This window comes from Shewanella sp. 5S214, from assembly GCF_041439795.1.
GTDB lineage: Bacteria > Pseudomonadota > Gammaproteobacteria > Enterobacterales > Shewanellaceae > Shewanella > Shewanella vesiculosa.
In genome coordinates, this window is sequence record NZ_JBGOOV010000038.1 from 11,189 (window position 1) to 36,890 (window position 25,702).

The following is a 25,702-nucleotide window of genomic DNA, read 5'->3' on the forward strand; positions in this document are numbered from 1 at the left end:
TGGCAAGGTGTACTGAACTGTTCACGCCAGCCAATGTAACCTAATACAATAAGCCCTCAGATTAGCATTAAAACGCTTTTAAAACAGCAGCTTGCACTGCTAATTACCTTGAATTAACTCACAATAGACTAGATTATTCTGAGATGAGTAAACAAAAAGCCAGTCATGAAAATGACTGGCTTTTTGTTGTGCTTATTATCGTGTCAAACGAGGATCAATCGTCTTGTAATTCTATTTCCAACTGTTTGGCCACCGCTTCAGGAGAGCTACTGTTACGGGCAAATAAGCTGTATGCAACCGGGATGACAATCAAGGTAAAGAATGTTGCTAATAAAATCCCCGATAACACAACAACACCAATAACAAAGCGAGTTTCAGCACCGGCTCCAGACGCCATCACTAACGGAATCGCACCTGCTGCTGTCGTAATACCTGTCATTAGGATAGGTCGGAGTCGTTGTGTTGATGCTTGTAAAATGGCTTGTTGAAATTCAACTCCGCGATCGCGCAGCTGATTTGAAAACTCAACAATCAAAATACCATTTTTAGCCGCTAATCCTATCAACATAATAATACCAATTTGGCTGTATATATTCAGACTTTGACCTGTTAACCAAAGTCCCACGAGTGCACCTAAGGTGGCTAGTGGCACGGTTAACATAATGACCATGGGATGAATAAAGCTCTCAAATTGAGCCGCCAAAACCAAAAATACAATCCCTAACGCCAATAAAAAGACAAAATTCATTGAGCTACCAGAATCTTGGTAATCAAGTGATGGACCTTTGTAACTTATGACCGCTTCGGCAGGCAAATAGGTTGCAGCCAAATCATTCAGGTAGTCTAACGCTTCCCCTAAACTATAATCTTCTGCCAAATTAGCTTCTAAGGTAATTGATCGCATTCGATTATAACGGTTCAACGAACTGGCATCGGCGAACTCTTCAATTGATACTAAATTAGATAAAGGGATCAATTCTTGAGAACGATCTGAACGCACGTAGATATTTTCCATATCGGTAGCCGTGCTTTGATTCTCACGATTACCTTCTACAATAACATCGTACTCTTCACCATCGCGCATAAAGGTGGTCACTAAACGAGAACCTAACATCGACTCGAGTGTTCTACCAATATGAGAGATTGACACACCCAAGTCTGCTGCTCGTTCACGATCTATCACTACTCGCAACTGTGGTTTAGTCTCTTGATAATCATGATCTAAGCCAATGAGCTTATGATTTTCTTTGGCTTTTTCTATCATGATATCGCGCCACTGAGCCAGTTCTTCATAGCTAGGGCCACCAATCACAAACTGCACCGGTTTACCCACACCACGGCCAAATGCTTGGCGCATGATAGGAAACGCCCTTATACCGGCTAAGTCAGATAAACGACTGCGAATATCAACAATGATTTCGTTAGCACTACGACGTTCCGCCCAATCTTCAAGAACAATAATCGCCATACCATTAGAGAAATCAGAGGAGCCTCCAAACCCACGCGGAGCACGGATCAATAAACGCTTAATTTCACCGCTTTCAACCAATGGCATTAAGCGTCCTTCTACTTCATCCATATATTTTTCAATATATTCAAAGCTCGCCCCTTGCGGACCATTTACCATTAAGAACATGGAACCACGGTCTTCTTGCGGCGCGAACTCTTGTGGCACTTTATTGAGTAAAAAACCACTAAATGCAAAGGCAATTAATACAACCAGCGATACTAGAACAGGACTTTTTATGCCTATTTTCAGGGTGGTCAAATACCAGCCAGATAAAATATTCATCATCTTATCGACTTGTTTAACTAACCACGGATCTTGATCGGCCGGTTTAAGTAACTTAGAACACATCATCGGCGTCAGTGTTAATGCAACAACACTGGAAAAAATCACCGCAGCACTCATGGTGACCGCAAACTCTTTAAACAGCTTGCCTAAATCGCCCTCGAGGAAGGTGATCGGCATAAACACAGCAACCAGCACCAAAGTTGTCGCCACCACAGCAAAAGCAACTTCACGAGCGCCCAAAAAAGCGGCTTTCAATGGTGAATCGCCATCTTCAATACGCCTGTGAATATTTTCCAGCATGACGATGGCATCATCGACCACCATACCAATCGCTAATATCATCGCCAGTAAGGTTAATAAATTGATGGTATAACCAAGGGCATACAGCACAATAAAGGTAGCCAATAAAGATACCGGTACCGTAATGGCAGGAATAAGCATGGCCCTGACCGAACCTAAGAATAAATAAATCACCACAATAACTAACACCATGGCGATAAAGAGGGTTTGATACACCTCATCGATGGAAGCTTCAATGAACACTGAACTGTCGTAGGAGCGTTTAATGTGCATCCCTGCTGGCAGGGTTGGATTTAATTTATCGACCAAGGCATTGGCCGCTCGCGCAACTTCTAGAGTATTGGCTGTTGATTGCTTACTGACACCTAAACCAATCATTGCTTCTTTATTGCCCCGGAACATAATCCGTTCTTCTTCAGAACCAATATCAACCTTAGCTACATCGCCAAGTTTAACTAAGTAGCCATCCTCACCTTGGGTTATCACCAAGTTTGAAAAATCTTCCGCGGTTTTGAATACTCTGTCTAAACGCACGGTAAAAATACGTTCTTTTGATTCAATTGAACCGGCGGGTAATTCTACGTTTTCTGCCCGCAATGCTGCTTCAACGTCTGATACCGTTAAGTTACGCGAGGCTAATGCCTGACGGTCAATCCAGATCCGTAAGGCATATACCTTACCGCCACCTAGGCGCAGTGTTGATACGCCATCAATCACCGAAAAACGATCCACTAGATAACGGTTGGCATAATCAGTGAGCTGCAAAATATCCATTTGGTCTGATACCAAATTGAGCCACATGATCACTTCATCGCCGCCGTTTGCTTTATAAATCGACGGGGCGTCCGCTTCTATAGGTAGCCTTTCAAGTAAACCAGAAATGCGATCTCGCACATCATTGGTTGCGGCCTCAATATCACGATTAATATCAAACTCAATGGTCACACTTGAGCGCCCATCACTACTGGATGAGCTGATATGACGAATGCCTTCTACGCCACTAATTTGATCTTCAATAAGCTGAGTAATCCGGCTTTCGACTACCGATGCACTGGCACCACGATAACTGGTTTCCACCGACACAATCGGTGGATCGATATTGGGATATTCACGCAGCGGTAATTTACCAAAAGACACCAGACCCAATACAATCAGCAAAATACTGATTACAGATGCTAAGACCGGCCTTTTAACCGATAAGTCAGTTAATATCATGCCGATGTCTCCATTCCTTCGACTTGAGCGAAGGTGAAGTTTTCGGCTTGCTGCACTTTAACAGTATCACCAGGACGAACTTTGAGAATGCCACGAATGATAATTTGTTGACCCACGTCAAGGCCTTTCGCTATTTCAACCCAACCTCGAGAACGTGTACCTAAAGTCACTTCAATTTGTTCTACTTTGTTTTCTGCATTAACGAAATAAACGAAGTGCTTGTTTTGAATTGGGATAATAGCAGCTTCAGGTAACAATAATGCTTCACGACTTTGCTTAATTAAACGCACCTTCATTAACATGCCGGGCAGTAATTTATAATCATCATTTGGCATAACAGCACGTACGATTACCGCGCGAGTATCTGGATTAACACGGGTGTCTATTGAGGTAACAACACCTTTAAATATCTGCTCTGGGTAAGCTACAGCTCGGGCTTCTACGAGTTTACCTGGCTGTAATTCTTGAATGAAACGTTCTGGTACAGAAAAGTCTAATTTAATTTTGCTCACATCATCTAGAGTACTGATTTGCTCGCCTGGGGTAACTAAGCTGCCCACACTGACTTGACGTAAACCAAGTTTACCCGCAAATGGAGCTTTAATTGCACGGTCTTCTAGGGCCGCTTTTGCCTGTTGCACTTCTGCACGAGTGGTATCAATTAAACTTTGTAAACGGTCACGCTCTAACTCGGCAATAGTTTTACTGGTGACCAATGAGCGGATACGATCTAATTCACGTAAATTTTCAACTAGCTTGATTTCGGTTACGGCCAGCTTGGCTTTATGTTCCTCGTTTCTGAGCTGCACGAGCAGTGCACCTTTTTCGACCAAATCACCGTCATTAAAATCAATCTTAGTGACAATTTCAGTAACTTTGGATGTCACGATAATAGACTCGTACGCTTTACCAGTACCCAAAGCTTCTACTTCATCACGAATAGGCATAATCGCCACTTTAGCAACCACCACATTAGGTATAGGCCGTGGGCGTTGAACAATAGCTTCTTCAGGAGACATTAAGTTGTACGCCAACAGTGCCGCTAGCACTATGACGATCAGTACGATTATCTTTTTCATTTTGAGTCCAAAACCATTAAAGGCTAAATGAATTATGTATAGGATTAATGAGCTTATGTGATTGTACTTAGCAATGATTCCACATCAAGTCGTTTTACTTTTGCTTACAAATTACGAACATATCCAACAATTAGATCATATCCTTTCCATATTCACTTAATTGGCTGTTTTAACCAAAATTTAAGCGCTTTATGAATATTTTAGGCAGTATTTGAGTAATAAAAAGTATTACAGCCTGATTGTCGACACATGCTGTGACAAATTGCTTAACATCATGACGCCATTGCTCGGGCTCAAATTTGCAAATTTGCTGCGTTAACTGTCAAAACAACAATTAACAACTTGCCAACGCCTAGACAAAAAAATGGTATTGAGGACTTGTGAAGAGCAAAAAAAAGAGACGCTTTAAGCGTCTCTTTTTTAGTCCAAGCTATGCATGAAACTTAACGAACTTTTCGGTCTTCTTGCATTAAGTCAGAGATAATTTTGTACACTTCAGTAATAGACTCATCAGGAAGAGGTTTGTCTTCTGCATCACGAAGTAAAATTTTAGTCTGATTGACATCATCTGTTTCTTTAAGCAATAAACGATAATTGCCTTTTTTCAGTGTTAATTTCTCTTCGCTCCACAACGAGCTCCAGAAACCACCACTTTCTTCTAGATTAATGTAAAACAAACCTTGGCTGTTATCGGTATCAACAACATCAAAACCCATTTCCGGTAATACTAAACGCAAACGATCCCATACTGACTTGTAACTTGCGTCGGCTAACCAATAAGCCGCTTCGTCAGTATTAGTGACTAAGTCAACCTTAATACCAAGGCTTTGCTCAATTCGTGCAGCACGAATCGCTTGATCACGTTTGATGCTCATGTAAGCAATAGCATTATTAAGCATGTCAGTGGTATAACGACGCTTATCTTCACCGCTTAATAAGATTTGCTGATCTTTGTCGTCATAGAACTCTTGGTGTTCAATTAAATCTATCGCCACAGTACCTGAACGACCGTGGGGTTTTACGTCTATTTGAAAACGGTAACGCTGACGCAGTTGATACACTTTGTCACTGCTCCACCAATTAGATTCAATGATTTCATCATTTTCAATCCAATCTGTTTCAATAAAACCGGCATTCATATCTTCACTGCGAACAGGGATATTGCTCTTCGCTAGATAACCGTTGATGACGTCATAAATTTCTTGTTTTAAATCTGTGGTGCTTTCAATCGATTCAATCACAACACGAATATTGTCACTGCTTTCTTCGATATGAGTACCTTCGGCCATAGGTAACACTTGTAATGGCGCACGGATATCAAGATTTTTACCAACGAGTTGTTTATTGACCTTGTTACTTACCGCAGGAATATCATATTCCTTGCTATAAGTTGGCGTATTTAGCCCTTGTGGGATAGTCAATAATGGTGCAGTTTCAGCATTAATGAAATCATCATTACCATTTGCCTGACGGCGGTCTAATGGCGTAGAGCAAGCTGAAACAGCTGCAACAAGGAGTAACGGAGTGACTTTCTTTAACATGAATTTATTTTACCTCAATATGAGCTTGTTTCATTGTTTCTATTAACAGACCATGAAACTGCTCAGAAAGTTCAGTTAAAGGTAAACGAATGTGGCCATTAGCAATCAAACCCATTCTATGAACAGCCCATTTCACTGGGATAGGGTTGGCTTCACAAAATAACGAGCTATAGATGCCCATTAGTGGTTTATCGATTGATTCAGCTAATTGTGTATTTTTGGCTAACGCAGCATCACACATGGCTTTAAACGCATGTGGAACAATATTATTTGCTACGGAAATCACACCATTACCACCCAACAATAAAAACTCGCGGGCAGTGGCATCATCGCCGCTATAAAGTAAAAAGTCATCACCACACAATTCACGTAAACGTGCCACACGGCTCAAGTCACCAGTGGCTTCTTTTACACCAATAATGTTACTGACACTTGATAACTCAGCCACAGTTTCAGGCTTCATATCAACTGCAGTTCGACCTGGTACGTTATATAGAATTTGAGGAATATCAGTACTTGCCGCAACGGCCGTATAATGAGCAATTAAGCCCTTAGGCGTTGGCTTATTATAATAAGGCGTGACACCCAACATGGCGACAACACCAGATTTTTGCATGGCTTTGGTTAAGTCAATAGCTTCAGCCGTTGCATTGGCGCCATTACCACCAATAACGGCGATACGACCTGCGGCAAACTTAACAGTTTGGCTGACAACAGCGGCGTGCTCTGCCATAGGCAATGTTGCTGACTCACCTGTAGTACCGACCGCGACAATGGCATCAGTACCTTGTTCAATATGAAACTCAACAAGTCGTTCAAGACTTGCATAATCTACTGTGCCATCACTGTTCATTGGAGTGATTAAGGCTACGATGCTTCCGTTTATCATCTATCTTCCCCACGGTTTCAGGATTCGCTATGTTACTGATGCCAACCACTAATGACAAGCTCTTCGGTAACCATAAACTGAAATAAGTCATTTATGCTATTTAATGCACGTAACCTAGCATCTTTAGAGCCATTGCGCTAAAAAATAATCATATTTATGTGAGTGATATAGGTTAGTATATTGAGGTGTTTTAATGAAAAATGATAACATAAACACCCGCACCAAAACTTACATGCTTAGCGTAAGTTTTCGCTCAAAGATATCGACAAGTGAGGAAAATCCATGACCAATTACCTGGTCGTTACGGCAATGGGCGCAGACCGTCCGGGGTTAGTGAGTCGCCTAGCACGTTTAGCAAGTGAATGTGATTGCGATATTGTAGATAGTCGTATGGCATTATTTGGTAATGAATTTACCCTAATTATGATGATATCGGGCTCTTGGACAGCGATAACAAAAATTGAAAGCTTGTTACCGGCATTGAGTGTTGAACTTGAACTCATGACCGTCATGAAACGAACATCAAAACATACGCCGAAAAACTTTGTCTCACGTATTGAAGTCATTTTTAATGGCGAAGACCAACGTGGAACCATGAAGAGTATTACTCAGTTTTTAGCAGAAAGAGGCCTCGATTTAGCGGCCGTCCGCTCCCACGCTGATGATAACGATAGTCTTAAAACCCAGTCGATTTTATTAGCCATTAATATTCCAGAAAAAGTCGACCTATTAAAACTTGAACAGGGTATTCATGAACTGGCAGAATCGATGTCGTTAGAGTGCAGCATTAAGCGTATGCAGGGCATTGCTGCACCTTAATCCAATATTCACATCAGATAGTAGTGAACTTTGTTACTAACATTGACGTAATAAATTCACTTTTATCCGCTAAAGGAAACATGATGAACACACTACAAGTTGGTGATACAGCACCAAAATTTTCATTACAAAATCAAGCTGGCGAAACCATATCTTTGCAAGACGCACTCACCAAAGGCCCTGTCTTAGTCTATTTCTATCCTAAAGCGGCAACGCCTGGTTGCACAGTACAAGCTCAAGGTCTGCGCGATATCAAAGCACAACTTGATGGCTTAAATGTAACTGTTTTTGGTATTAGTCCCGATCCTGTGGCGAAACTGGCCAAATTTGCTGAAAAGCAAGCGCTCAACTTTACTCTGCTAAGTGATGAAGACCATGCCGTTGCCGATGCCTTCGGAGTATGGGGAGAAAAACAATTTATGGGTAAAATTTATGACGGTATTCACCGTTTGAGTTTTATCGTTGGTACTGATGGCAAAATTAGCCATTTACTCAATAAGTTTAAAACCAAAGATCATCACCAAGTTGTGCTAGACACTCTTGCTCAATAGTGGATTGAGTTAACAGGCCTCTATCGACATTAGCCTGTATCACTCAGTAGACAATAAAAAGGCTTAGCATTTAATTGCTAAGCCTTTTTCGTATTTACGATTAACTCAATGACGACTCAAATAGCGCTAAGGCTTAAAGAGTTTTAGGATCTGATTTTTCTTCAGACATAGTGTCAGTCGATTGCGGCTCTTTGTCTGTTGAGGCCGATGCCATGGCAGCTTTGGCTTTCTCATTTGCAGCCAGCTCTTTCGCCAATTCAGAGGTTTCTTGCTTAATCAGTGTGGCCTCCTCCTCGGCTAATAAGCGCGCTTTTTCCTGTTCTTCAAACAGTGCAAGTTCTTCCTCTTTACGGCGGGCTTTTTCAATGGCACGTTGCTCAGCTTCTTGCGCTTCTCGAATAGCTCTTGCTTCAGCGGCTGCTTTGGCTTCTGCCTCTGCTAGAGCTTTCGCTTGGCGATCAGCTTCATCGTCTAATGCACGTTGAATAACCGCCTGATCTTGCGCCTCTTGTGGTAATAAACTAATAAGCTCTATGCCCACTGGCAACACAATAGCTTCAACACCTGATAGCACTTTAACCTTACCTTCTTTGGTTAAATAAACCAGCGGCAAAGCGGTTTCACCATAGCGTTTTTTAAAATGCTCAAAGGTGAAGTTTTCAGTAATGTTGGTAATTTTGAGTACCGCACCTTTTGCCATTAACGTAGCAATTTTAGCGTAAGAAATATTCTCACCAAATAAACATAAACGCTTTAGATAAGATTCAGATAGTTGATGACGCGCACTGGCGCTGTCGGCATTGTTTAAACCATATACTTTTTCAGTGCCCATTAAATCTTGAAAATGAAATGTCACTAAAGGATTTAACTGACGATATGGTGACATCACTAATACTCGGCCAATACCGCTTAAATCCATGTAATTTGAAGCATGCTCCGATGCCGGATTACCAAAATACACAGGAATGTTTTCCATTCGAGCTTGGCGAATACTGTCCCAGTTGTTATCAGCTAAAATAACTTTGATATTTTTAGACATTAAAATTGATGCCAATTCACGGGAAAACTTAGATGCACCAAAGATTAATAACCCTTGGTTAGAACCTTCTTTTACCCCTAAAAACTTAGCCCAACGGCCCGCGGTTAAACTCTGAATAACCACAGTGCCGATAATGATTAAGAACACTAGCGGCACGATTGAACTGGCCCCTTCTAAACCCACTGACTCTAATTTTATCGCAAACAAGGATGAAATCGCTGCCGCAACGATACCGCGAGGGGCAACCCAGCTTAAAAACCACTTGTCATTAGATGATAAATTCGTGCCTAAACCTGAAACCCATATACTCAATGGCCGTGCAATAAACATCACCACCAACAACACGCCAAGGCCACCGAAACCAAGGTCGAGCATAGCACCAGAATCAAGACGCGCCGCCAGTAGGATAAATAATGCCGAAATTAACAGTACTGTAAGGGTCTCTTTAAATTCGAGAATGTCAGCAATATCGACCCCGCGCATATTGGCGAGCCAAATACCCATTACGGTCACAGTTAATAGACCAGACTCTTCCTGAATAATATTTGAACCAACAAAGATACCCAGCATAATGGTAAGTACTGCGGTATTACGTAAATAATGTGGAAACAAGTTCTTACGTATCGCCAGGCCGGTTAAATACCCTGCTGCTGCGCCTAAACCAAAACCAAGGAGTAAGGTCAGGCCTAAGGCATTTAATACATGAGTGGTGGGATCGGCAGCCACGGCAATATACTCAAACACCAGTACGGCCAATAGAGCGCCAATGGGATCAATAACAATACCTTCCCAACGCAAAATGCTGGCTAAATTGGATTTGGGTTGCACGGTACGCAACATAGGCACAATAACGGTTGGTCCTGTCACGACCACCAATGCACCAAACAACATGGCTATTGCCCAATCAAAACCAAGCAGATAATGGGCTGCAGGGGCAATACACGCCCAGGTAATGAAAGCGCCAATGGTCACGAGATGCGTCACCATTCGTCCGTGTTCTTTAATTTCTTTAAAGTTAAGTGTTAATGCACCTTCAAACAAGATGACAGCAACACCGAGGGAAATGATAGGAAACAATAAATCGCCAAAAATCTCATCTGGATCTAATATGCCTAATCCGGGCCCAAGTAATAGACCACACAACAACAGTGGTAAAATTGCTGGCAGACGTAATTTCCAACCTATCCATTGACACAAAAGCGACAACACACCGATTAATGCCAGCATGCCTGTAATGTGTTCAACCATATTTGTTTCCTTCTTTTTCGATACACCACAAGATAACATCTATGCAATGCGCTTCACGATCATACGTGAACTGTAATATCCATCAGGCTTAATATTTTATAACCTAACCCAAAAGTTATTCAGATGTTGACGAGTAATCGAAGTCTGAATCTTGTTAATTCACGGCGCCAAAATAGTATCTAGTCAGGCTAACAATACTCATTGTTGTCGTAAATTCAGCATATAACATACTACTTTAACTGTAGGATCAAGCGTTTTTGACGGTCATCACATTTTGTACCGATAACAAAGTAACATGTTAAGTCTATAATTTAATTGTTAAATTTTTATGTCTGTAAACGATATTAGATTAATCTTACAGGCTAAATTATCGACAAAAAAAACCTTGGCATGACCAAGGCTTTTTCTATTTGACACAAAACATAGTCATATTGGCTATTGCGGTATTCTTACATTACCTTCCATTAATACTCGAGCACTGCGGCTCATTATGGCTTTTTTAACCTGCCATTGCCCATCAAGCAACTGCGCTTGTGCCCCGACTCTGAGCGTGCCTGAAGGGTGACCAAAACGGACTGCGGTTCTTTCGCCACCGCCAGCAGCTAAATTAACTAAGGTACCAGGAATTGCCGCAGCCGTGCCAATTGCAACAGCAGCAGTGCCCATCATAGCGTGATGTAATTTCCCCATAGACAACGCACGTACAACTAAATCAATATCATCTGTGGTCACGGTTTTACCGCTGGAAGAAACATACTCAGCATGCGGAGCAACAAAGGCGACTTTGGGGGTATGTTGACGAGCAGCGGCTTCTTCAATATGGTTAATTAACCCCATTTTAACAGCACCATAAGCTCGAATAGTTTCAAACATGGCTAAGGCTTTATCATCATTATTAATGTCATCTTGTAGCTCAGTGCCAAGATAATTAATGTCAGCAGCATTGATGAAAATGGTAGGAATACCGGCATTAATCATGGTGGCTTTAAACGTTCCCACACCAGGTACCTCAAGTTCATCGACCACATTACCCGTTGGGAACATAGCGCCTTCACCATCTGCGGGGTCTAAAAACTCAACTTGAACTTCAGCGGCAGGAAATGTCACTCCGTCCAGTTCAAAATCGCCCGTTTCCTGCACTTCACCATTGGTTATCGGCACATGGGCAATAATGGTTTTATGAATATTGGCTTGCCAAATCCGCACAACAGCAGTGCCATTGTGTGGTACGCGGCTGGGATCAATTAAACCGTTGCTGATTGCAAATGAGCCAACTGCTGCGGTTAAATTACCGCAGTTACCACTCCAATCGACAAACGGTTTATCAATAGCTACTTGGCCAAATAGATAATCAACATCGTGATCGGCTTGAGTACTTTTAGATAAGATTACCGTTTTACTGGTGCTAGAGGTTGCACCGCCCATACCATCGGTTTGTTTACCGTAAGGATCAGGGCTGCCAATCACGCGCAGCAACAATGCATCACGCGCTGCACCTGCCACTTGGGCTGCTGCTGGCAAGTCAGTTAAGCTGAAAAACACCCCTTTACTGGTGCCGCCACGCATATAGGTTGCGGGGATCTTTATTTGTGGTAAATATGCCATAACTTCATCCTATTATAAAACATAAAAATCGGTAGCTTATGCGTTATAAACTACCGATTAAGCTAGACGAATATGAGGCTAGTTAGCCACTTCATTGGCTAAAAAGTCTTGCGCAAAACGTTGTAATACACCGCCAGCTTCATAAATCGACAGTTCTTCAGCCGTGTCGACACGACACTTCACCGCAATCGTCACTTGCTCACCGTTTTTACGCGTCATGATCACATCTAACATCGCACCTGGCTTACGCTCGCCAACCACATCATAGGTTTCTGTTCCATCAATCTGATAAGTATGACGGTTATGACCTGCTGTGAATTCAAGCGGTAACACGCCCATACCGACTAAGTTGGTACGGTGAATACGCTCAAAACCTTCAGCAACAATCACTTCAACACCCGCAAGTCGCACGCCTTTTGCTGCCCAGTCACGAGATGACCCTTGGCCATAATCAGCACCAGCAATAATAATCAGTGGCTGTTTACGCTCCATATAGGTTTCAATGGCTTCCCACATGCGAGTGACTTGGCCTTCTGGCTCTAAACGCGCCAGCGATCCTTGTTTCACTTTGCCGTTTTCCTGCACCATTTCGTTAAACAGTTTTGGATTGGCAAATGTCGCACGCTGGGCGGTTAAGTGATCGCCTCGGTGAGTGGCATAAGAGTTAAAGTCTTCTTCCGGTAAACCCATTTTATGTAAATAGGCGCCTGCTGCACTGTCGAGCATAATCGCGTTTGATGGCGATAAATGATCTGTAGTGATGTTGTCGCCCAATACCGCTAATGCGCGCATACCTTGCATCGAACGCTCACCCGCTAAGGCTCCATCCCAATAAGGTGGACGACGAATATAAGTACTTTGTGGACGCCAATCATATTGTGGATTAACGTGACTGCCATATTCTACTTTGATGTCAAACATCGGTTCGTACACTTTACGGAACTGTTCGGGTTTAACGCTAGCTTTAACAACCGCATCGATTTCTTCGTCGGTAGGCCAAATGTCTTTTAATGTAACCGCTTGACCTTGGTTATCGATACCTAAGATATCTTTTTCAATATCAAAACGAATGGTACCGGCAATGGCATAAGCTATCACTAATGGCGGTGAGGCTAAAAATGCTTGTTTAGCGTATGGGTGAATACGTCCATCGAAATTGCGATTACCCGATAACACAGCCGTTGCGTATAAATCACGATCAATCACTTCTTGTTGAATAACCGGATCGAGTGCGCCACTCATGCCGTTACAAGTGGTACAGGCAAAGCCGACAATGCCAAAACCTAAGTTTTCCAGCTCTGGTAACAAGCCCGCTTCTTCTAAATATAACTGCACCGCTTTAGAGCCAGGCGCAAGCGATGATTTCACCCAAGGTTTACGTAATAAACCACGTGCATTGGCATTTCGTGCTAATAACCCCGCGGCAATCATGTTGCGAGGGTTACTGGTGTTAGTACAGCTAGTAATGGCGGCAATAATCACGGCACCATCGGGCATTTTACCTGGCTCGTTTTCAACTACGCCGCTAATGCCGCGAGCAGCAAGCTCAGAGGTTGGAACCCGAGAATGCGGATTTGAAGGACCGGCAATGTTACGGCCAACCGATGACAAATCAAAGTGCAGAACACGCTCATACACAGCATTCGTTAAGGTATCAGCCCATAAGCCGGCTTGTTTGGCGTAGGTTTCGACTAATTTAACTTGTGCGTCTTCACGACCGGTTAATGTCAAATAATCAATGGTTTGCTTATCGATATAAAACATCGCCGCGGTGGCACCGTATTCAGGTGTCATGTTGGTAATGGTGGCGCGATCGCCCAAGGTTAAATGGGTGGTACCTTCACCATAAAACTCAAGATACGATGACACGACTTTTTGCGCCCGTAAGTATTCGGTTAAAGCTAATACAATATCGGTAGCGGTAATGCCTGGTTGTGGTTTACCGGTAATTTCAACACCAACAATTTCCGGTAAACGCATGTAAGATGCACGGCCGAGCATCACGCTTTCCGCTTCTAAACCACCTACGCCAATGGCTATAACACCTAACGCATCTACATGAGGTGTATGGCTGTCGGTGCCGACTAGGGTATCAGGGAACGCCACACCATTTTGAGCATGCACCACTGGCGACATACGTTCTAAGTTAATTTGATGCATGATGCCGTTACCCGGTTGGATAACATCAACATTTTTAAACGCCGTTTTAGTCCAGTTGATAAAATGAAAACGGTCTTCATTACGACGGTCTTCAATTGAGCGGTTTTTCTCAAACGCGTCTTTATCAAAGCCGGCATGTTCTACCGCTAACGAATGATCGACAATCAATTGAGTCGGTACAACAGGGTTAACCTTTGATGGGTCACCGCCTTTTTCTGCAATGGCATCACGTAAACCGGCTAAATCAACTAAAGCGGTTTGCCCTAAAATATCGTGACACACCACGCGAGCGGGATACCACGGAAAGTCGAGGTCATTTTTACGCTCAATCAGCTGTTTTAACGAATCAGTCAACGTCTCTGGCGCACATCGACGCACTAAGTTCTCGGCAAACACGCGAGAACAATAAGGCAGTTTGGCATAAGCGCCCGCCTCAATGGCATCAACGGCTTCTTCGGTATCAAAGTAGTCTAAAGTTGTGCCGGGTAAAGGTTTACGATAATCAGTATTCATAGTAAGACCCACAGTAAATTTGGTGATCGGTGAGCGGTTGTTGATATCAGCTAAGTTAAGACATCACCGCATTTGATATGCGTTAATTGAAAAAAGCCGAGCCATCATATTGATACTCGGCTAATCAGATTAACGTTGGCTGATAGCAACCACTTTACGTGGCTCACTACCAACATAATCAGCACTTGGACGAATAATGCGATTGTTCGAACGCTGTTCCATTACGTGTGCCGCCCAACCTGTTAAACGTGAACAAACAAAGATTGGCGTAAATAACTTAGTTGGAATACCCATAAAATGATAAGCAGAAGCATGGAAGAAATCGGCATTACAAAATAGCTTTTTGGTGTCCCACATAAACTCTTCACAGGCGACAGAAATGTCATATAAAGATGTATCACCGTTTTCATGAGCCAATTTTTCAGACCATGCTTTAATGATCACATTACGTGGATCTGACACGCTATAAATAGCATGACCAAAGCCCATGATTTTTTCTTTGCGTTCAAGCATCAAGGCCATTTGCACTTTAGCATCGGCAGGCGAGCTAAATTTTTGGATCATCTCCATCGCCGCTTCGTTAGCACCACCGTGCAGCGGGCCGCGTAATGAACCAATCGCGCCAGTCACACACGAATACATATCTGATAAGGTTGATGCACATACGCGCGCAGTAAAGGTAGATGCGTTAAACTCATGCTCTGCATAAAGAATCAACGACACATCCATTACACGGCGATGTTGCTCTGACGGCGTTTCACCACGAAGTAACTTAAGGAAATGGCCACCAAGAGAGTCTTCATCTGTAGTGCAATCAATTTCAACACCGTCATGGCTGTAACGGTACCAATAACACATGATAGCTGGGAACGCGGCAAGCAAGCGGTTCGAGGCCTTATGTTGCTGAGTAAAATCAACTTCTGGTTCAAGGTTACCTAAAAACGAGCAACCTGTACGCATCACGTCCATCGGATGTGCATCAGCAGGGATCAGTTTTAATACGGCTTTAAGGGCAGCGGGTAAATCACGCTGCGCTTTCAATTCGGCTTTATAAGCACTTAATTGTGCTTGAGTCGGCAATTCACCATTAAATAACAAATATGCGACTTCTTCAAAGGTCGCATTATCGGCTAAATCTGATACATCGTAACCGCAATAAGTCAGACCTGAACCTGATTTACCCACAGTACATAATTTAGTTTCGCCAGCACTCTGACCGCGTAATCCTGCGCCTGATAATTTCTTGTCAACCATGATCTCTTCCTTATTGTGCTTGTCGCGATTGAGCCGTGCCTAATCGCGATTGTAGGGTATTTTTATTTTGATTATAAAAGCAGTCCACATTCTTAGAGTGGCTGGCTATTTGTTTTTGCCTTCGGCAAATAGGCTGTCTAATTTTTGTTCATAATCGTGGTAGCCTAAATAGTCATACAAATCCATCCGCGTTTGCATGGTATCAACCACCGCTTTTTGGTCGCCATCAACTAAAATAGCGCTGTAAACATTTTCGGCTGCTTTATTCATCGCACGGAATGCGCTCAATGGGTACAACACCATAGATGCGCCCCACTCGCCTAATTGCTGTTTATTCCACAGTTCAGTTTGGCCAAACTCGGTAATGTTAGCCAAAATAGGCACATCAAGTGCTGCTGCAAAAGCACGATAATGCTCTTCGGTTTTAATTGCCTCAGCAAAAATACCGTCAGCACCCGCTGCAACATAGGCTTTAGCACGTTCAATTGCTGCTTCAAGGCCTTCTTGAGCAAATGAGTCTGTGCGCGCCATAATGAAAAAGTCAGGATCTGTGCGGGCATCAACAGCCGCTTTAATGCGGTCAACCATTTCTTCTACGGGGACAATTTCTTTATTAGGACGATGACCACAACGCTTTTGCGCTACTTGGTCTTCCATGTGCACAGCGGCTGCGCCCGCTTTTTCCATATCACGAATAGTTTTGGCAATATTAAATGCCCCGCCCCAACCAGTATCAATGTCCACCAGCAAAGGTAAATCGCAAGCAGATGTAATACGTTGCACATCAACCAACACATCATTTAACGATGTCATGCCTAAATCAGGTAAACCATAAGAGGCGTTAGCCACGCCACCACCGGATAAGTAAATGGCTTGATGGCCAATTTGCTTAGCCATCATTGCTGAATAAGCATTAATGGCACCCACTATTTGCAGTGGTTTGTTATTGGCTAATGCTTGACGAAATTTTTTACCTGCACTCATGATATTTCCCTCTCTGCAATTAATACTGTAAACGCGAAACGCTACAGAATAGTCGTTACGATAATTTATGTTCGATACTATTTTTAGAATACAAAATATGGCGGCGCATCAGCATTTCGGCTAATTCTGCGTCACGATTTAAAATGGCCTGAACAATATGTTTGTGTTCATCATAAGCAGTCGTTACACGCGGACCCGCCATGCCAAGTTGCACTCGATACATGCGCACCAAGTGATAAATGCCATCAAATAGCATTGAAATTAGGTGTTTATTTTTACTGCCTAAGATGATGCGGTAATGAAAATCAACATCGCCAGCTTCTTGATAATAAGACTCGCCACCTTTGACCTCGTCAAAGTGAGATTGCAATAACTGGTTTAAATCGGCTATTTCATCGTCGGTCATGTTCTTTGCCGCTAACCGTGCTGCCATTCCTTCAAGTGATTCACGCACTTGGTATAATTCGATAAGTCCCTGAGGTGACAAGGCTACGACTCTGGCACCGACGTTCGCTTTACGCTCAACAATATGGCACGACTCTAAGCGGTTAATGGCTTCACGGATCACCGCACGGCTGACGGCATACTTTGTCGACAATTCAGTTTCACTCAACTTAGAACCCGCTGCAATACGACCTTCGACGATATCGTCTCTTAGGGCTATAAAGGTCTTATCTGCTGAAGTAATCGGCTGGATCATGCTCATACCTTGAATATAAAATGGGATAACTCAAAACAAGTTGTCGACAATATAGCACCTTTAAGGCGTATAACAACCCCAAAATAGACTTTTTGTCGACAATAAATAAAATCCCCTCCTAAAGTGTTACCTATCACTAATTTATGCAATCAGTCGGTAATGCCTTAAGTCAGCCCATGCTAATATTAGCCAAAATGGCATTACTGATATCAATATGATGCCCAGATGCTCACCCAACTGTCCGTTTTACTCAGTGCTGAGCAAACAATGGATAAGTCGAATAATAAAATAAGGGTTTCTTAATGAGCCAACATTTAGCCTGTCATCTTGAATTGATCCATCTATTTGTTCATGTGGTCAATGCCGGAGGGTTTTCGTCTGCTGCGCAAGAATTACAGTTACCTATTGCCACCGTTAGTCGCAAAATCAGTAAACTAGAACAGAGCCTCAATACTCAGTTAATTATGCGCAGCACACGTAAGCTGCGATTAACAGAAGAAGGCGGAGCGTTATTCGACCGTTATCATCATGTGGTGGCACAGTTCGATACGATTTGTGGCCAAGCCCTCAATGAACCCCAAAGCACTTTGCGGATATCAACACCCGTCTCTATTACCTCGATGATCTTAATTGAAGCGATTAATGACTTTTCAAAACAACATCCGCACATTCAACTGCATATCACCCAAAATAACAGCACCATTGATTTAATCGATGAAGGTGTCGACGTCGCGATAGTAGGTGGTGCGCAACCAGACTCATCTTGGGTGTCAACATCATTAGGGGTGTTGAACTACGGACTCTACGCATCGCCAACTTATGCCAAGCAACTGATTGAACTACAGCACCCGCAGCAGCTGGTTGATTACCAATTAATTAAAGTATGGCCACTGTTTAACTGGAGCTTAAAACATTGCGACGGTGAGCAATATTATTACGATGGACCGGCAAAGTTAACTTTAGGTGATTTACACGGCGCAGTGCGGGCAGCCGTCGGTGATGGCGGGATTTTATACGGACCTGAGTTATTCGTTAAACAACAGCTTTTACACGGTGAGCTGATCACAGTATTACCACAATGGGCCGGCGAGCATCGCCGTATCAGCATCTTGTATCATCAACGCCGACAACAGCCATTAAAGGTAAAATTGTTTATTGAGTTTCTGCAGCAGCGAGCCGCGAGTATTTTCGACTATTTTTAAGCTGTACTCGGGTTTAACTACTTGGAATGATTGAACGCTTTTATAAGGCAGTGGATGGCTATTTTTACTGATTTGAGTTGCGGTTTTTGCTGTTGCAATGGCTTGATGATATCGATTCAATCTGACAAACAGTTACAGTGATGCCACTGACTTAGTCAATGGCATCACGGCAACCTAGTGTTAATGAGTCATGGGTTAAACATTACTCACGACTCTTGGCTCATATAAATTAATACAAATACACATTTAAGCTACAGGCACCATGAGCGCCCACCACTAATGCTTGCTCAATATCAGCCGTTTTAGACGGACCCGATATAAATAATCCTAAATCACCTTGTTGCAGCGACACCTGTTTAACGGCTTGATGCATATTGGCGACAATATTGTCTTTGGATAATGCCAAGATCAGGTTTTCGCAAATAAACGGCGTCACTCTATGACTCGGTTGATTAACCCAAATCGCACCGTTTTCGGCCACACCGAGATCGCCTGGAATCACAGCATAATCAATATCCGCTAAAAGATGCGCAGTTGTTGGCACTGAACGATTACCTTTAATACCCTCAATTAATGATATCACCTGCATATTTTGCTTTATCAGATCATCTACAGCTTGCTGGAGCGAGGCTAAACCGCCGTCACTATGAAGCGTAGCTGCAACAGACTGTAAACTGGCATTAAACTGGCCGACAAGATCATCATTATTTGCCACAACATCGATCTCAGGCATGGCATGATTATCCAATGCCGACTGTGATAATGCTGATAAAATGGTTTGTTTACTCGACATATTAACGTCTCCGATTCTTGTTATACCAGCTAGCAAAGCTTGATTCTGGTGCCACTGGTAATTCGCGATACTTACCCCATGCACCACTAAATGGCTTAAGTAAACTCCCCGGTAACACCCGTAAGGCTAACCTTGCTGCCGACATAGAGGTATTCATTAAGGTTTCACTGGCCATAAAGCGCCCCACTAACGGCATATAGCCACCTTTTCCGTAAGGCAAGGTCTTAGCCTCGGCTTTTAAACGACGATGATGAGCAATAATCTTATCTAATGGCACCATTGTTGGACACACATAGGTACAACTCCCACACAAAGTACATGCCCAAGGGATAGAGTTGGTATCATCATGCTTAGCCCCCACAGCAATGCCAATGGGACCAGGAATCGTATAGTTATAGCTATACCCACCTGAACGGCGATATACCGGACAAGTATTTAAACAGCCGCCACAACGGATACACTTTAGCGATTCGGCTAAAATTTTATCCTTCATCATCTCAGTACGGCCATTATCAACAATAATCACATGCATCTCGCCGCCATCTTGCGGACCGCGATAAAATGAAGAATAAGTGGTGATCGGTTGCCCAGTTGCATTTCGGGCTAAGGTGCGCAATAACACCCCAGCAGAATCCATATCAGGCAGTACTTTATCAATGCCCATTGAGTGCAATTGCAGCTTAGGTAAGTTAGCGCCCATATCAGCGTTACCTTCGTTGGTGCACACCACAATAGCGCCTTGATCGGCAATTGCCATATTCACCCCCGTCATGGCCGCATCGGCACTGAGGAATTTCTCTCTCAAATGCGCACGAGCAGCACGGGTTAAATATAAGGGATCCGACTCACCAGCCTTAGTGCCTAATTGTTGGTGAAATAACTCACCCACTTCTTCTTTTTTCATGTGAATGGCCGGCACCACAATATGCGATGGTGGCATATGCGCTAGCTGTATAATCCGTTCACCTAAATCGGTATCAACCACTTCAATGCCGTGACGTTCTAGATACGGATTCATATGGCATTCTTCAGTTAACATCGACTTAGACTTAACCAGCTTCTTAACCTGATGTTGAGCTAAAATACCGTGGACAATTTCATTATGTTGCTGGGCATCTTTAGCCCAATGCACTTTAATGCCATTACTAATGCATTGTTGTTCAAATTGTTCAAGGTACTGCGCTAAATGGCTCAAGGTGTGCAGTTTAAGCTGTGAGCCTAGCAGCCTTAGTTGCTCCCATTCAGGTAAACTGCCCGCGGCACGATCACGTTTCTCACGTAATGCCCACAGGGCTTTAGAATGCCAATCAACTCTGGTTTCATCGCGACAAAAAATATCAGCTTTATGGGCATGCACCTTAGAACCCGATGCGGTATATAGTTCGGACATAGTGGCTCCTAAAGTGCGTCATTAATGATTTGGGCAATGTGACGGGTTTCTATCGGTAATTGTTGGCGGCGGATCATGCCATCTAAATGCAATAAACATGAGGGATCAAACCCTACTGCATATTTAGCACCGGTTGCGGCGTGCGCTTGGGCTTTATCTTTACCCATTTTGGCTGACACAGCACCTTCATCAACCGCAAATGTACCACCAAAGCCGCAACACTCATCAATACGTGCTGGGTAGACAATTTCAAGCCCGGCAATGTTGCCCAGTACCGCTTCTACTTTGTTAAAGCGTTGTTTGCCCATTTCTTCCGTGGGCGTAGCTAAATTAAGCATACGAATACCATGACAGCTCATTTGCAGACTTATTTTAGCTGCCACTGGACGTTTAAAGGATTTAATCGGAGCAACGTCATGTAGAAATTCGGTCAACTCATAAAGCTTATTAATCACATCTTGAGCTTCTTTGCTGCCATCAAACTCATGGAAGTTTTCTTTCGCAGCGACTAAGCAACTGGCTGCAGGACAAACAATGGCGTCGCACTCAACCCCTTTGAAGGCATTGAGTAATTTAAGGGTAGTATTTTTAGCTTCGTCAAAACAACCTGAGTTTGTCATTGGCTGTCCACAACAGGTTTGTCCTGCAGGGAAAAAAACCTCATGACCCAATTTTTCTAATAATGTCAGGGTTGCGATAGCCACTTCTGGCATCATTTGGTTGACTAAACAAGGTATAAATAATGCTATTTTCATAAGCGATGTATCCCCAAAGCGTTATTAAACATGGCACTCAATCAACACTTATTGATTCAATGTCATGACTAACGACTCATAATCGTGCAACCAATGTATGCCAATATCCTTACAATATGTAGTGCTTATTTAGTAAATATCGCCGCAGACTTTTCCATTTTTGATAGCAAGATTATTTTGATGATTCTCAGAGGCATTGTTTCGATACTGAAGGATTAAATCGTGATGATAAATATCTTACATTTCATTGCATACACCAGGCTAATACCTATGCATAGGAGGATTAATAGACAATGCCTGCGACAATGTGTCGCAGTTTGGACTTTATTGATTGCCACAATCGCAGCGATTAAGCACACTGAATTTACTGAATGACGTCAATGAGATCCCCTGTTAAGAATGATCCATTAACTCATGACGTTAATCCACTTTTGATACAACACGTTAGCATTGTTTGATTGCATACTTTGAGGTTTCAATCAAATGTCTACACAATGCATGTGTAACTTTACTCAGTGTTTATTTGCTATGGGAATGGGGATAAATACTGGGTAAAGGTATCACTTTTAATCTTATTAAGATTGTAGGGCCTCTATCAATAGAGGCCCTTTTTTTTATGACCTGTGGCCACTAACCTAGTGACGCTTGATTTTGCCAGACAGAAATAGCTAACTGCCGAGCACGACCGAAAATGGGACCAACAACAAGCCCTGTTAATGATCAAATCATTGCCAGCCAGCCTATGTAAATAGAATCATTTAGACAGGCGGTGACAATAGCCTAAAAAATCACGATGAACAGCTCAAATGCGAGCAACCACCAACACCAAAGAATTCAGATGCCTTGGTTCGATAGTATTTGTCCTCAACTTGCTGGGACTGCTCTGCGTAAGGCTGGGTCATAACAGCCTGCAATTCTCTAACCGGTGCATAATTACCGACGCTGGCTTGCTGATAAGCAGGCACTAGCAACCACTCGCGCAAGGTATATTTAGGGTTAACAGCCTTCATCTGTGCAGAAATCTCATCACGACTGCGCGCCTGCGTATTTGTGTCACCGGTACTGCCAACCTCAGAGCTGTCGACCACATTACTGTCGAGCAGAGATTGCCATTGTGTCAGCCAAGCTGACCAGCGCTGCTCAAGTCCTGCGGGGGCTTGTGCTAAGTCTCGGTAGAAACTTTTTTTCAGTGGGCCAATATCATCCGGTAACGCCGAAAGCTCGCGGAAAAACAGAGTGTAATCCACAGGGGTTTGTAGCATGAGCGTTTCAAGTTCATCAAATAGCGCCGCGTTAAAAGTGCCAAGCCCAAGTTTGGCGGCCCACATCTGCTCCATTTTTGCTTGCATCTCGGCCGAAAAACCATTGACCAGCTGCTGCAACTGGTCGACATAATCTGGCTCAGACGCCAGTAATGGGCTTAATGCTGTGCAAAACATCAAGAAATTGCGTTCCGCTGCCACACCTTGATTAAGAAATGCAAAGTGCTGTCCGCCACCTGTCCAAGGCTGATATTGCGGGTTAAACACATCACAAAATCCGAACGGACCATAATCCAGTGTAAAGCCACCTGCGGCACAGTTATCGCTGTTGAAGTTGCCCTGACAGTAGCCGACACGGATCCAGTTCGCTATCAATGAAGTTAGCCGAGTTCGGAACTCGCCCGCCAGCACCAATACCTTTTCGGCATTGGTGAGTTGCGGGTCGATAACATCAGCGTATTCTCGATCAACTAAATGCAGCATCAGTTGTTCAAGCTCTGCCATCGCTTGTGGGTGTTCTTGTTTGCGAGCGCGGCGACCAAATAGCTCAAGCTGGCCGACCCGAATGAACGAGGGTGCCACACGAGTTGAGATAGCCACAGCCTCGGTGATCATTTGGTCAGGATCTTGTGAGTTAGAGCCCTCGGAATACCACGGCCGCTGGACCGTCTCAGTTTTAGACACATACAAACTTAGCGAACGTGACGTTGGCACACCAAGCGCGTGCATGTGTTCCTGTGCGAGGAACTCCCGCACACTGGATCGCAATACAGCACGGCCGTCAGCGCCGCGGCAATATGGCGTGCGGCCTCCCCCTTTAAGCTGCATTTCCCAACGTTTGCCTTTGATGACTGCTTCAAGCACCGAAACCGCACGACCATCGCCGTAGCCATTGCCCGTTCTGAACGGACATTGCTGGATGTATTCGGTGCCGAAGATTGACAGTGCATAGCCACACGCCCAACCGACCTTGCGCATCGGCTCTGGAACCTGCGAAATATCGCCAGAGAACAAGCTAATAAAATCGGCAGACTGCGCCATGCTGTCTGCAAAACCCAACTCACTAAAAAAGCGTTGGCTGTGTGCTACGTACTCAGGGTTTTCAATAGGCGTCGGCTTAACAGGGACATAGTGCCCCGAAAACACTTGTCGTGCTCTGTGGTCGTCGCCATTTGTTGTTGCGTCAGGATCACTATTAAGCGTGTCCATCAAAGAGTAATTGGCCAATTTAGCAAGATCGTCGACTGTCTCGACAGTTGCGGATGTATGCTGGGACAGTTGCTTAGTCATAGGGATACCTTATTGATTAAGTAGAAGGGCTATTCCCCGCTGCGTGATATGTCGTATCGATGATTGTTCAATGTGTTCGATGTCTGGAGTCGAATCATTTCATCCTTTGATGTCGAATGCCTGCGCAGGGTAATTTGAAAGAGCCTGAGAGAAACGGAAACAACCCGCATCCATGGTAACTTCTGCTTATAATAATGGAAAGCTTAGCTTGCTGAATCTGTAAAATCGATAGCTTGTCATGGGTATCTATTCTGACTTATGGCCTGCGGCCACTAACTTCGGGCGCTTCGCCCATACCAAGTTATCAAACTTCGTTTGAATTAAGATCGCAAGGTTCCACCCTGCACCGACCAAAAGGGGATCAACAGCAATCCGCTCTTTGCTGTTTATAAAAGAATGGGCCCCTGCCGTTCCGGCAACATTTTAGCTATCTAAAAAAACAACAGCTGCGAAAAAATTGCGACGGAAATAAGTTTGGCTTTTAACTTTGATTTGTAACCTTCTTAGACCCATCTTGTCATAAAGAGTAAAAATGCTAACGCTTGCGATGGGAATCTGATGTGAATGGATTCACGAATGTCGTGGTGGCATGGAAGGCAAAGAACGACCTGTACAGCGAAAACTAGCCTGACGTCCTGTCAGGCTCACGCATTCTGTTATAAAGAGTCTTCAACGGCCTCAAGTTCAGAGTTGAATTTGTACTTTAAAAGCCAAAAATCTAACTCATCTTTGCCCCTTTATGCGTTAGTGAGAGAGATTAGATCACCGTAGAACAGCTAATATAGCCTTATATTTTCTAACGTCTTGGAGACTCAGATCTGTCTTAAAATTTCTAGATAAACATGCAGTATAATTCCACACTGGTAGTCCATAAGAAAAGATAGCGAAAACGGATGTTTAATACTCGATAAATCCCCGTAGATTCAGTAAGCTATTGAAATAAGCATGTCTAGTAAAAGGTTGTAGAGACCTCTATCATCGAGCGGCTATTCAATAGGTTATGCGTAAAGCACTGAAGGTAAGTTTATGATCACAATAAGAAAAGCTACTAAGTCTGATGCTCAGAAAATTTATGACCTCAGAAATCGCGCTATTATTGAGAAATGTTCAGCGTATTACTCCAAAGAGCAGCTCTCCTTGTGGACTCAAGGTGGAGTGTCTGACGGGTTTGTTCAAGATGTATTTGAAACCTTTTATGTTTCAGAAACAGACGGTCAAGTTGTAGGTAGCGGTAAGCTCAATACCGAAACTGGTATGGTCGATGCTATTTTTGTTGAACCGGATTACTTCGGAAGAGGGGCGGCAAAGCAAATGCTAG

General features: G+C 43.4%; 18 protein-coding genes. 4 read left to right on the forward strand and 14 right to left on the reverse strand.

What is annotated here, in order from left to right; genetic code table 11:
- Positions 1 to 214: 214 nt before the first annotated feature.
- The 4 genes from ACED29_RS19295 to dapA all read right to left on the reverse strand — a co-directional run bounded on the left by ACED29_RS19295 (position 215) and on the right by dapA (position 6,819).
- Positions 215 to 3,310, reverse strand: a complete 3,096-nt coding sequence (locus tag ACED29_RS19295; RefSeq protein WP_371698444.1) for an efflux RND transporter permease subunit — start codon at positions 3,308 to 3,310, stop codon at positions 215 to 217.
- Entirely contained in the window at positions 3,307 to 4,389 is a 1,083-nt protein-coding gene (locus tag ACED29_RS19300) for an efflux RND transporter periplasmic adaptor subunit (protein WP_182756513.1), read from the reverse strand. Before ACED29_RS19300 ends, ACED29_RS19295 begins: the two co-directional genes overlap by 4 nt.
- A gap of 443 nt (positions 4,390 to 4,832) precedes the next feature.
- Complete coding sequence (gene bamC, locus ACED29_RS19305) at positions 4,833 to 5,930, reverse strand: outer membrane protein assembly factor BamC (RefSeq protein WP_182697228.1); 1,098 nt, start codon at positions 5,928 to 5,930, stop codon at positions 4,833 to 4,835.
- 4 nt (positions 5,931 to 5,934) lie between these two features.
- Positions 5,935 to 6,819 carry a 4-hydroxy-tetrahydrodipicolinate synthase gene (gene dapA / locus ACED29_RS19310; protein ID WP_124015003.1) on the reverse strand — a complete coding sequence of 295 codons (885 nt, stop codon included), beginning with the start codon at positions 6,817 to 6,819 and terminating at the stop codon, positions 5,935 to 5,937.
- A 282-nt stretch (positions 6,820 to 7,101) separates the two neighbouring features.
- On the opposite strand from dapA, the gene ACED29_RS19315 reads away from it, so the two are divergent.
- The gene (locus tag ACED29_RS19315) at positions 7,102 to 7,638 is read left to right on the forward strand and encodes a glycine cleavage system protein R (RefSeq protein ID WP_182697227.1); all 537 of its coding nucleotides are present in this window, start codon (positions 7,102 to 7,104) and stop codon (positions 7,636 to 7,638) included.
- Positions 7,639 to 7,721: 83 nt separating this feature from the next.
- Positions 7,722 to 8,189: a thioredoxin-dependent thiol peroxidase gene (gene bcp / locus ACED29_RS19320; protein ID WP_182697226.1), complete on the forward strand. Its 468-nt coding sequence runs from the start codon at positions 7,722 to 7,724 to the stop codon at positions 8,187 to 8,189.
- A gap of 133 nt (positions 8,190 to 8,322) precedes the next feature.
- Here the strand turns inward: bcp and ACED29_RS19325 are convergent, their stop codons facing one another.
- The 6 genes from ACED29_RS19325 to ACED29_RS19350 form a co-directional block, all read right to left on the reverse strand.
- Positions 8,323 to 10,476: a sodium:proton antiporter gene (locus ACED29_RS19325; RefSeq protein WP_124015006.1), complete on the reverse strand. Its 2,154-nt coding sequence runs from the start codon at positions 10,474 to 10,476 to the stop codon at positions 8,323 to 8,325.
- A gap of 435 nt (positions 10,477 to 10,911) precedes the next feature.
- Positions 10,912 to 12,081, reverse strand: a complete 1,170-nt coding sequence (gene prpF / locus ACED29_RS19330) for a 2-methylaconitate cis-trans isomerase PrpF (protein ID WP_371698446.1) — start codon at positions 12,079 to 12,081, stop codon at positions 10,912 to 10,914.
- Positions 12,082 to 12,159: 78 nt separating this feature from the next.
- On the reverse strand, positions 12,160 to 14,754 hold the full coding sequence (gene acnD, locus ACED29_RS19335) for a Fe/S-dependent 2-methylisocitrate dehydratase AcnD (RefSeq protein WP_371698448.1): 2,595 nt from the start codon (positions 14,752 to 14,754) through the stop codon (positions 12,160 to 12,162).
- A 129-nt stretch (positions 14,755 to 14,883) separates the two neighbouring features.
- Complete coding sequence (gene prpC / locus ACED29_RS19340) at positions 14,884 to 16,008, reverse strand: 2-methylcitrate synthase (protein ID WP_124015009.1); 1,125 nt, start codon at positions 16,006 to 16,008, stop codon at positions 14,884 to 14,886.
- Positions 16,009 to 16,113: 105 nt separating this feature from the next.
- Entirely contained in the window at positions 16,114 to 16,992 is an 879-nt protein-coding gene (prpB, locus tag ACED29_RS19345) for a methylisocitrate lyase (protein WP_182697222.1), read from the reverse strand.
- Positions 16,993 to 17,047: 55 nt separating this feature from the next.
- Entirely contained in the window at positions 17,048 to 17,692 is a 645-nt protein-coding gene (locus ACED29_RS19350) for a GntR family transcriptional regulator (RefSeq protein WP_371698450.1), read from the reverse strand.
- Positions 17,693 to 17,994: 302 nt separating this feature from the next.
- Here ACED29_RS19350 and ACED29_RS19355 point away from each other — a divergent pair, with 302 nt between their 5' ends.
- On the forward strand, positions 17,995 to 18,894 hold the full coding sequence (locus ACED29_RS19355; RefSeq protein WP_124015012.1) for a LysR family transcriptional regulator: 900 nt from the start codon (positions 17,995 to 17,997) through the stop codon (positions 18,892 to 18,894).
- A gap of 229 nt (positions 18,895 to 19,123) precedes the next feature.
- On the opposite strand, the gene ACED29_RS19360 is transcribed toward ACED29_RS19355, so the two are convergent.
- The 4 genes from ACED29_RS19360 to ACED29_RS19375 form a co-directional block, all read right to left on the reverse strand.
- Positions 19,124 to 19,687, reverse strand: a complete 564-nt coding sequence (locus ACED29_RS19360) for a lactate utilization protein C (RefSeq protein ID WP_371698451.1) — start codon at positions 19,685 to 19,687, stop codon at positions 19,124 to 19,126.
- 1 nt (position 19,688) lies between these two features.
- Complete coding sequence (locus ACED29_RS19365) at positions 19,689 to 21,077, reverse strand: lactate utilization protein B (RefSeq protein ID WP_124015014.1); 1,389 nt, start codon at positions 21,075 to 21,077, stop codon at positions 19,689 to 19,691.
- An 8-nt stretch (positions 21,078 to 21,085) separates the two neighbouring features.
- Positions 21,086 to 21,832 (reverse strand): (Fe-S)-binding protein, encoded by a 747-nt coding sequence (locus ACED29_RS19370; protein WP_124015015.1) that lies wholly within the window; start codon positions 21,830 to 21,832, stop codon positions 21,086 to 21,088.
- 788 nt (positions 21,833 to 22,620) lie between these two features.
- Entirely contained in the window at positions 22,621 to 24,384 is a 1,764-nt protein-coding gene (locus ACED29_RS19375) for a YdiU family protein (RefSeq protein WP_371698453.1), read from the reverse strand.
- Between the two features lie 1,026 nt (positions 24,385 to 25,410).
- Between ACED29_RS19375 and ACED29_RS19380 the strand changes: the two genes are divergently transcribed.
- Positions 25,411 to 25,702 (forward strand): GNAT family N-acetyltransferase (locus ACED29_RS19380; RefSeq protein WP_371698454.1); only part of this gene is annotated, 292 nt, incomplete at its 3' end.

Coding starts and splice junctions, on each gene's coding strand:
- bamC (WP_182697228.1), bottom strand. CDS start 5,930: ATGTTAAAGAAAGTCACTCCGTTACTCCTTGTTGCAGCTGTTTCAGCT.
- ACED29_RS19365 (WP_124015014.1), bottom strand. CDS start 21,077: ATGTCCGAACTATATACCGCATCGGGTTCTAAGGTGCATGCCCATAAA.
- ACED29_RS19295 (WP_371698444.1), bottom strand. CDS start 3,310: ATGATATTAACTGACTTATCGGTTAAAAGGCCGGTCTTAGCATCTGTA.
- bcp (WP_182697226.1), top strand. CDS start 7,722: ATGAACACACTACAAGTTGGTGATACAGCACCAAAATTTTCATTACAA.
- ACED29_RS19300 (WP_182756513.1), bottom strand. CDS start 4,389: ATGAAAAAGATAATCGTACTGATCGTCATAGTGCTAGCGGCACTGTTG.
- ACED29_RS19355 (WP_124015012.1), top strand. CDS start 17,995: ATGAGCCAACATTTAGCCTGTCATCTTGAATTGATCCATCTATTTGTT.
- prpC (WP_124015009.1), bottom strand. CDS start 16,008: ATGGTTGACAAGAAATTATCAGGCGCAGGATTACGCGGTCAGAGTGCT.
- prpF (WP_371698446.1), bottom strand. CDS start 12,081: ATGGCATATTTACCACAAATAAAGATCCCCGCAACCTATATGCGTGGC.
- ACED29_RS19360 (WP_371698451.1), bottom strand. CDS start 19,687: ATGTCGAGTAAACAAACCATTTTATCAGCATTATCACAGTCGGCATTG.
- dapA (WP_124015003.1), bottom strand. CDS start 6,819: ATGATAAACGGAAGCATCGTAGCCTTAATCACTCCAATGAACAGTGAT.
- ACED29_RS19375 (WP_371698453.1), bottom strand. CDS start 24,384: ATGACTAAGCAACTGTCCCAGCATACATCCGCAACTGTCGAGACAGTC.
- ACED29_RS19325 (WP_124015006.1), bottom strand. CDS start 10,476: ATGGTTGAACACATTACAGGCATGCTGGCATTAATCGGTGTGTTGTCG.
- acnD (WP_371698448.1), bottom strand. CDS start 14,754: ATGAATACTGATTATCGTAAACCTTTACCCGGCACAACTTTAGACTAC.
- ACED29_RS19315 (WP_182697227.1), top strand. CDS start 7,102: ATGACCAATTACCTGGTCGTTACGGCAATGGGCGCAGACCGTCCGGGG.
- prpB (WP_182697222.1), bottom strand. CDS start 16,992: ATGAGTGCAGGTAAAAAATTTCGTCAAGCATTAGCCAATAACAAACCA.
- ACED29_RS19350 (WP_371698450.1), bottom strand. CDS start 17,692: ATGATCCAGCCGATTACTTCAGCAGATAAGACCTTTATAGCCCTAAGA.
- ACED29_RS19370 (WP_124015015.1), bottom strand. CDS start 21,832: ATGAAAATAGCATTATTTATACCTTGTTTAGTCAACCAAATGATGCCA.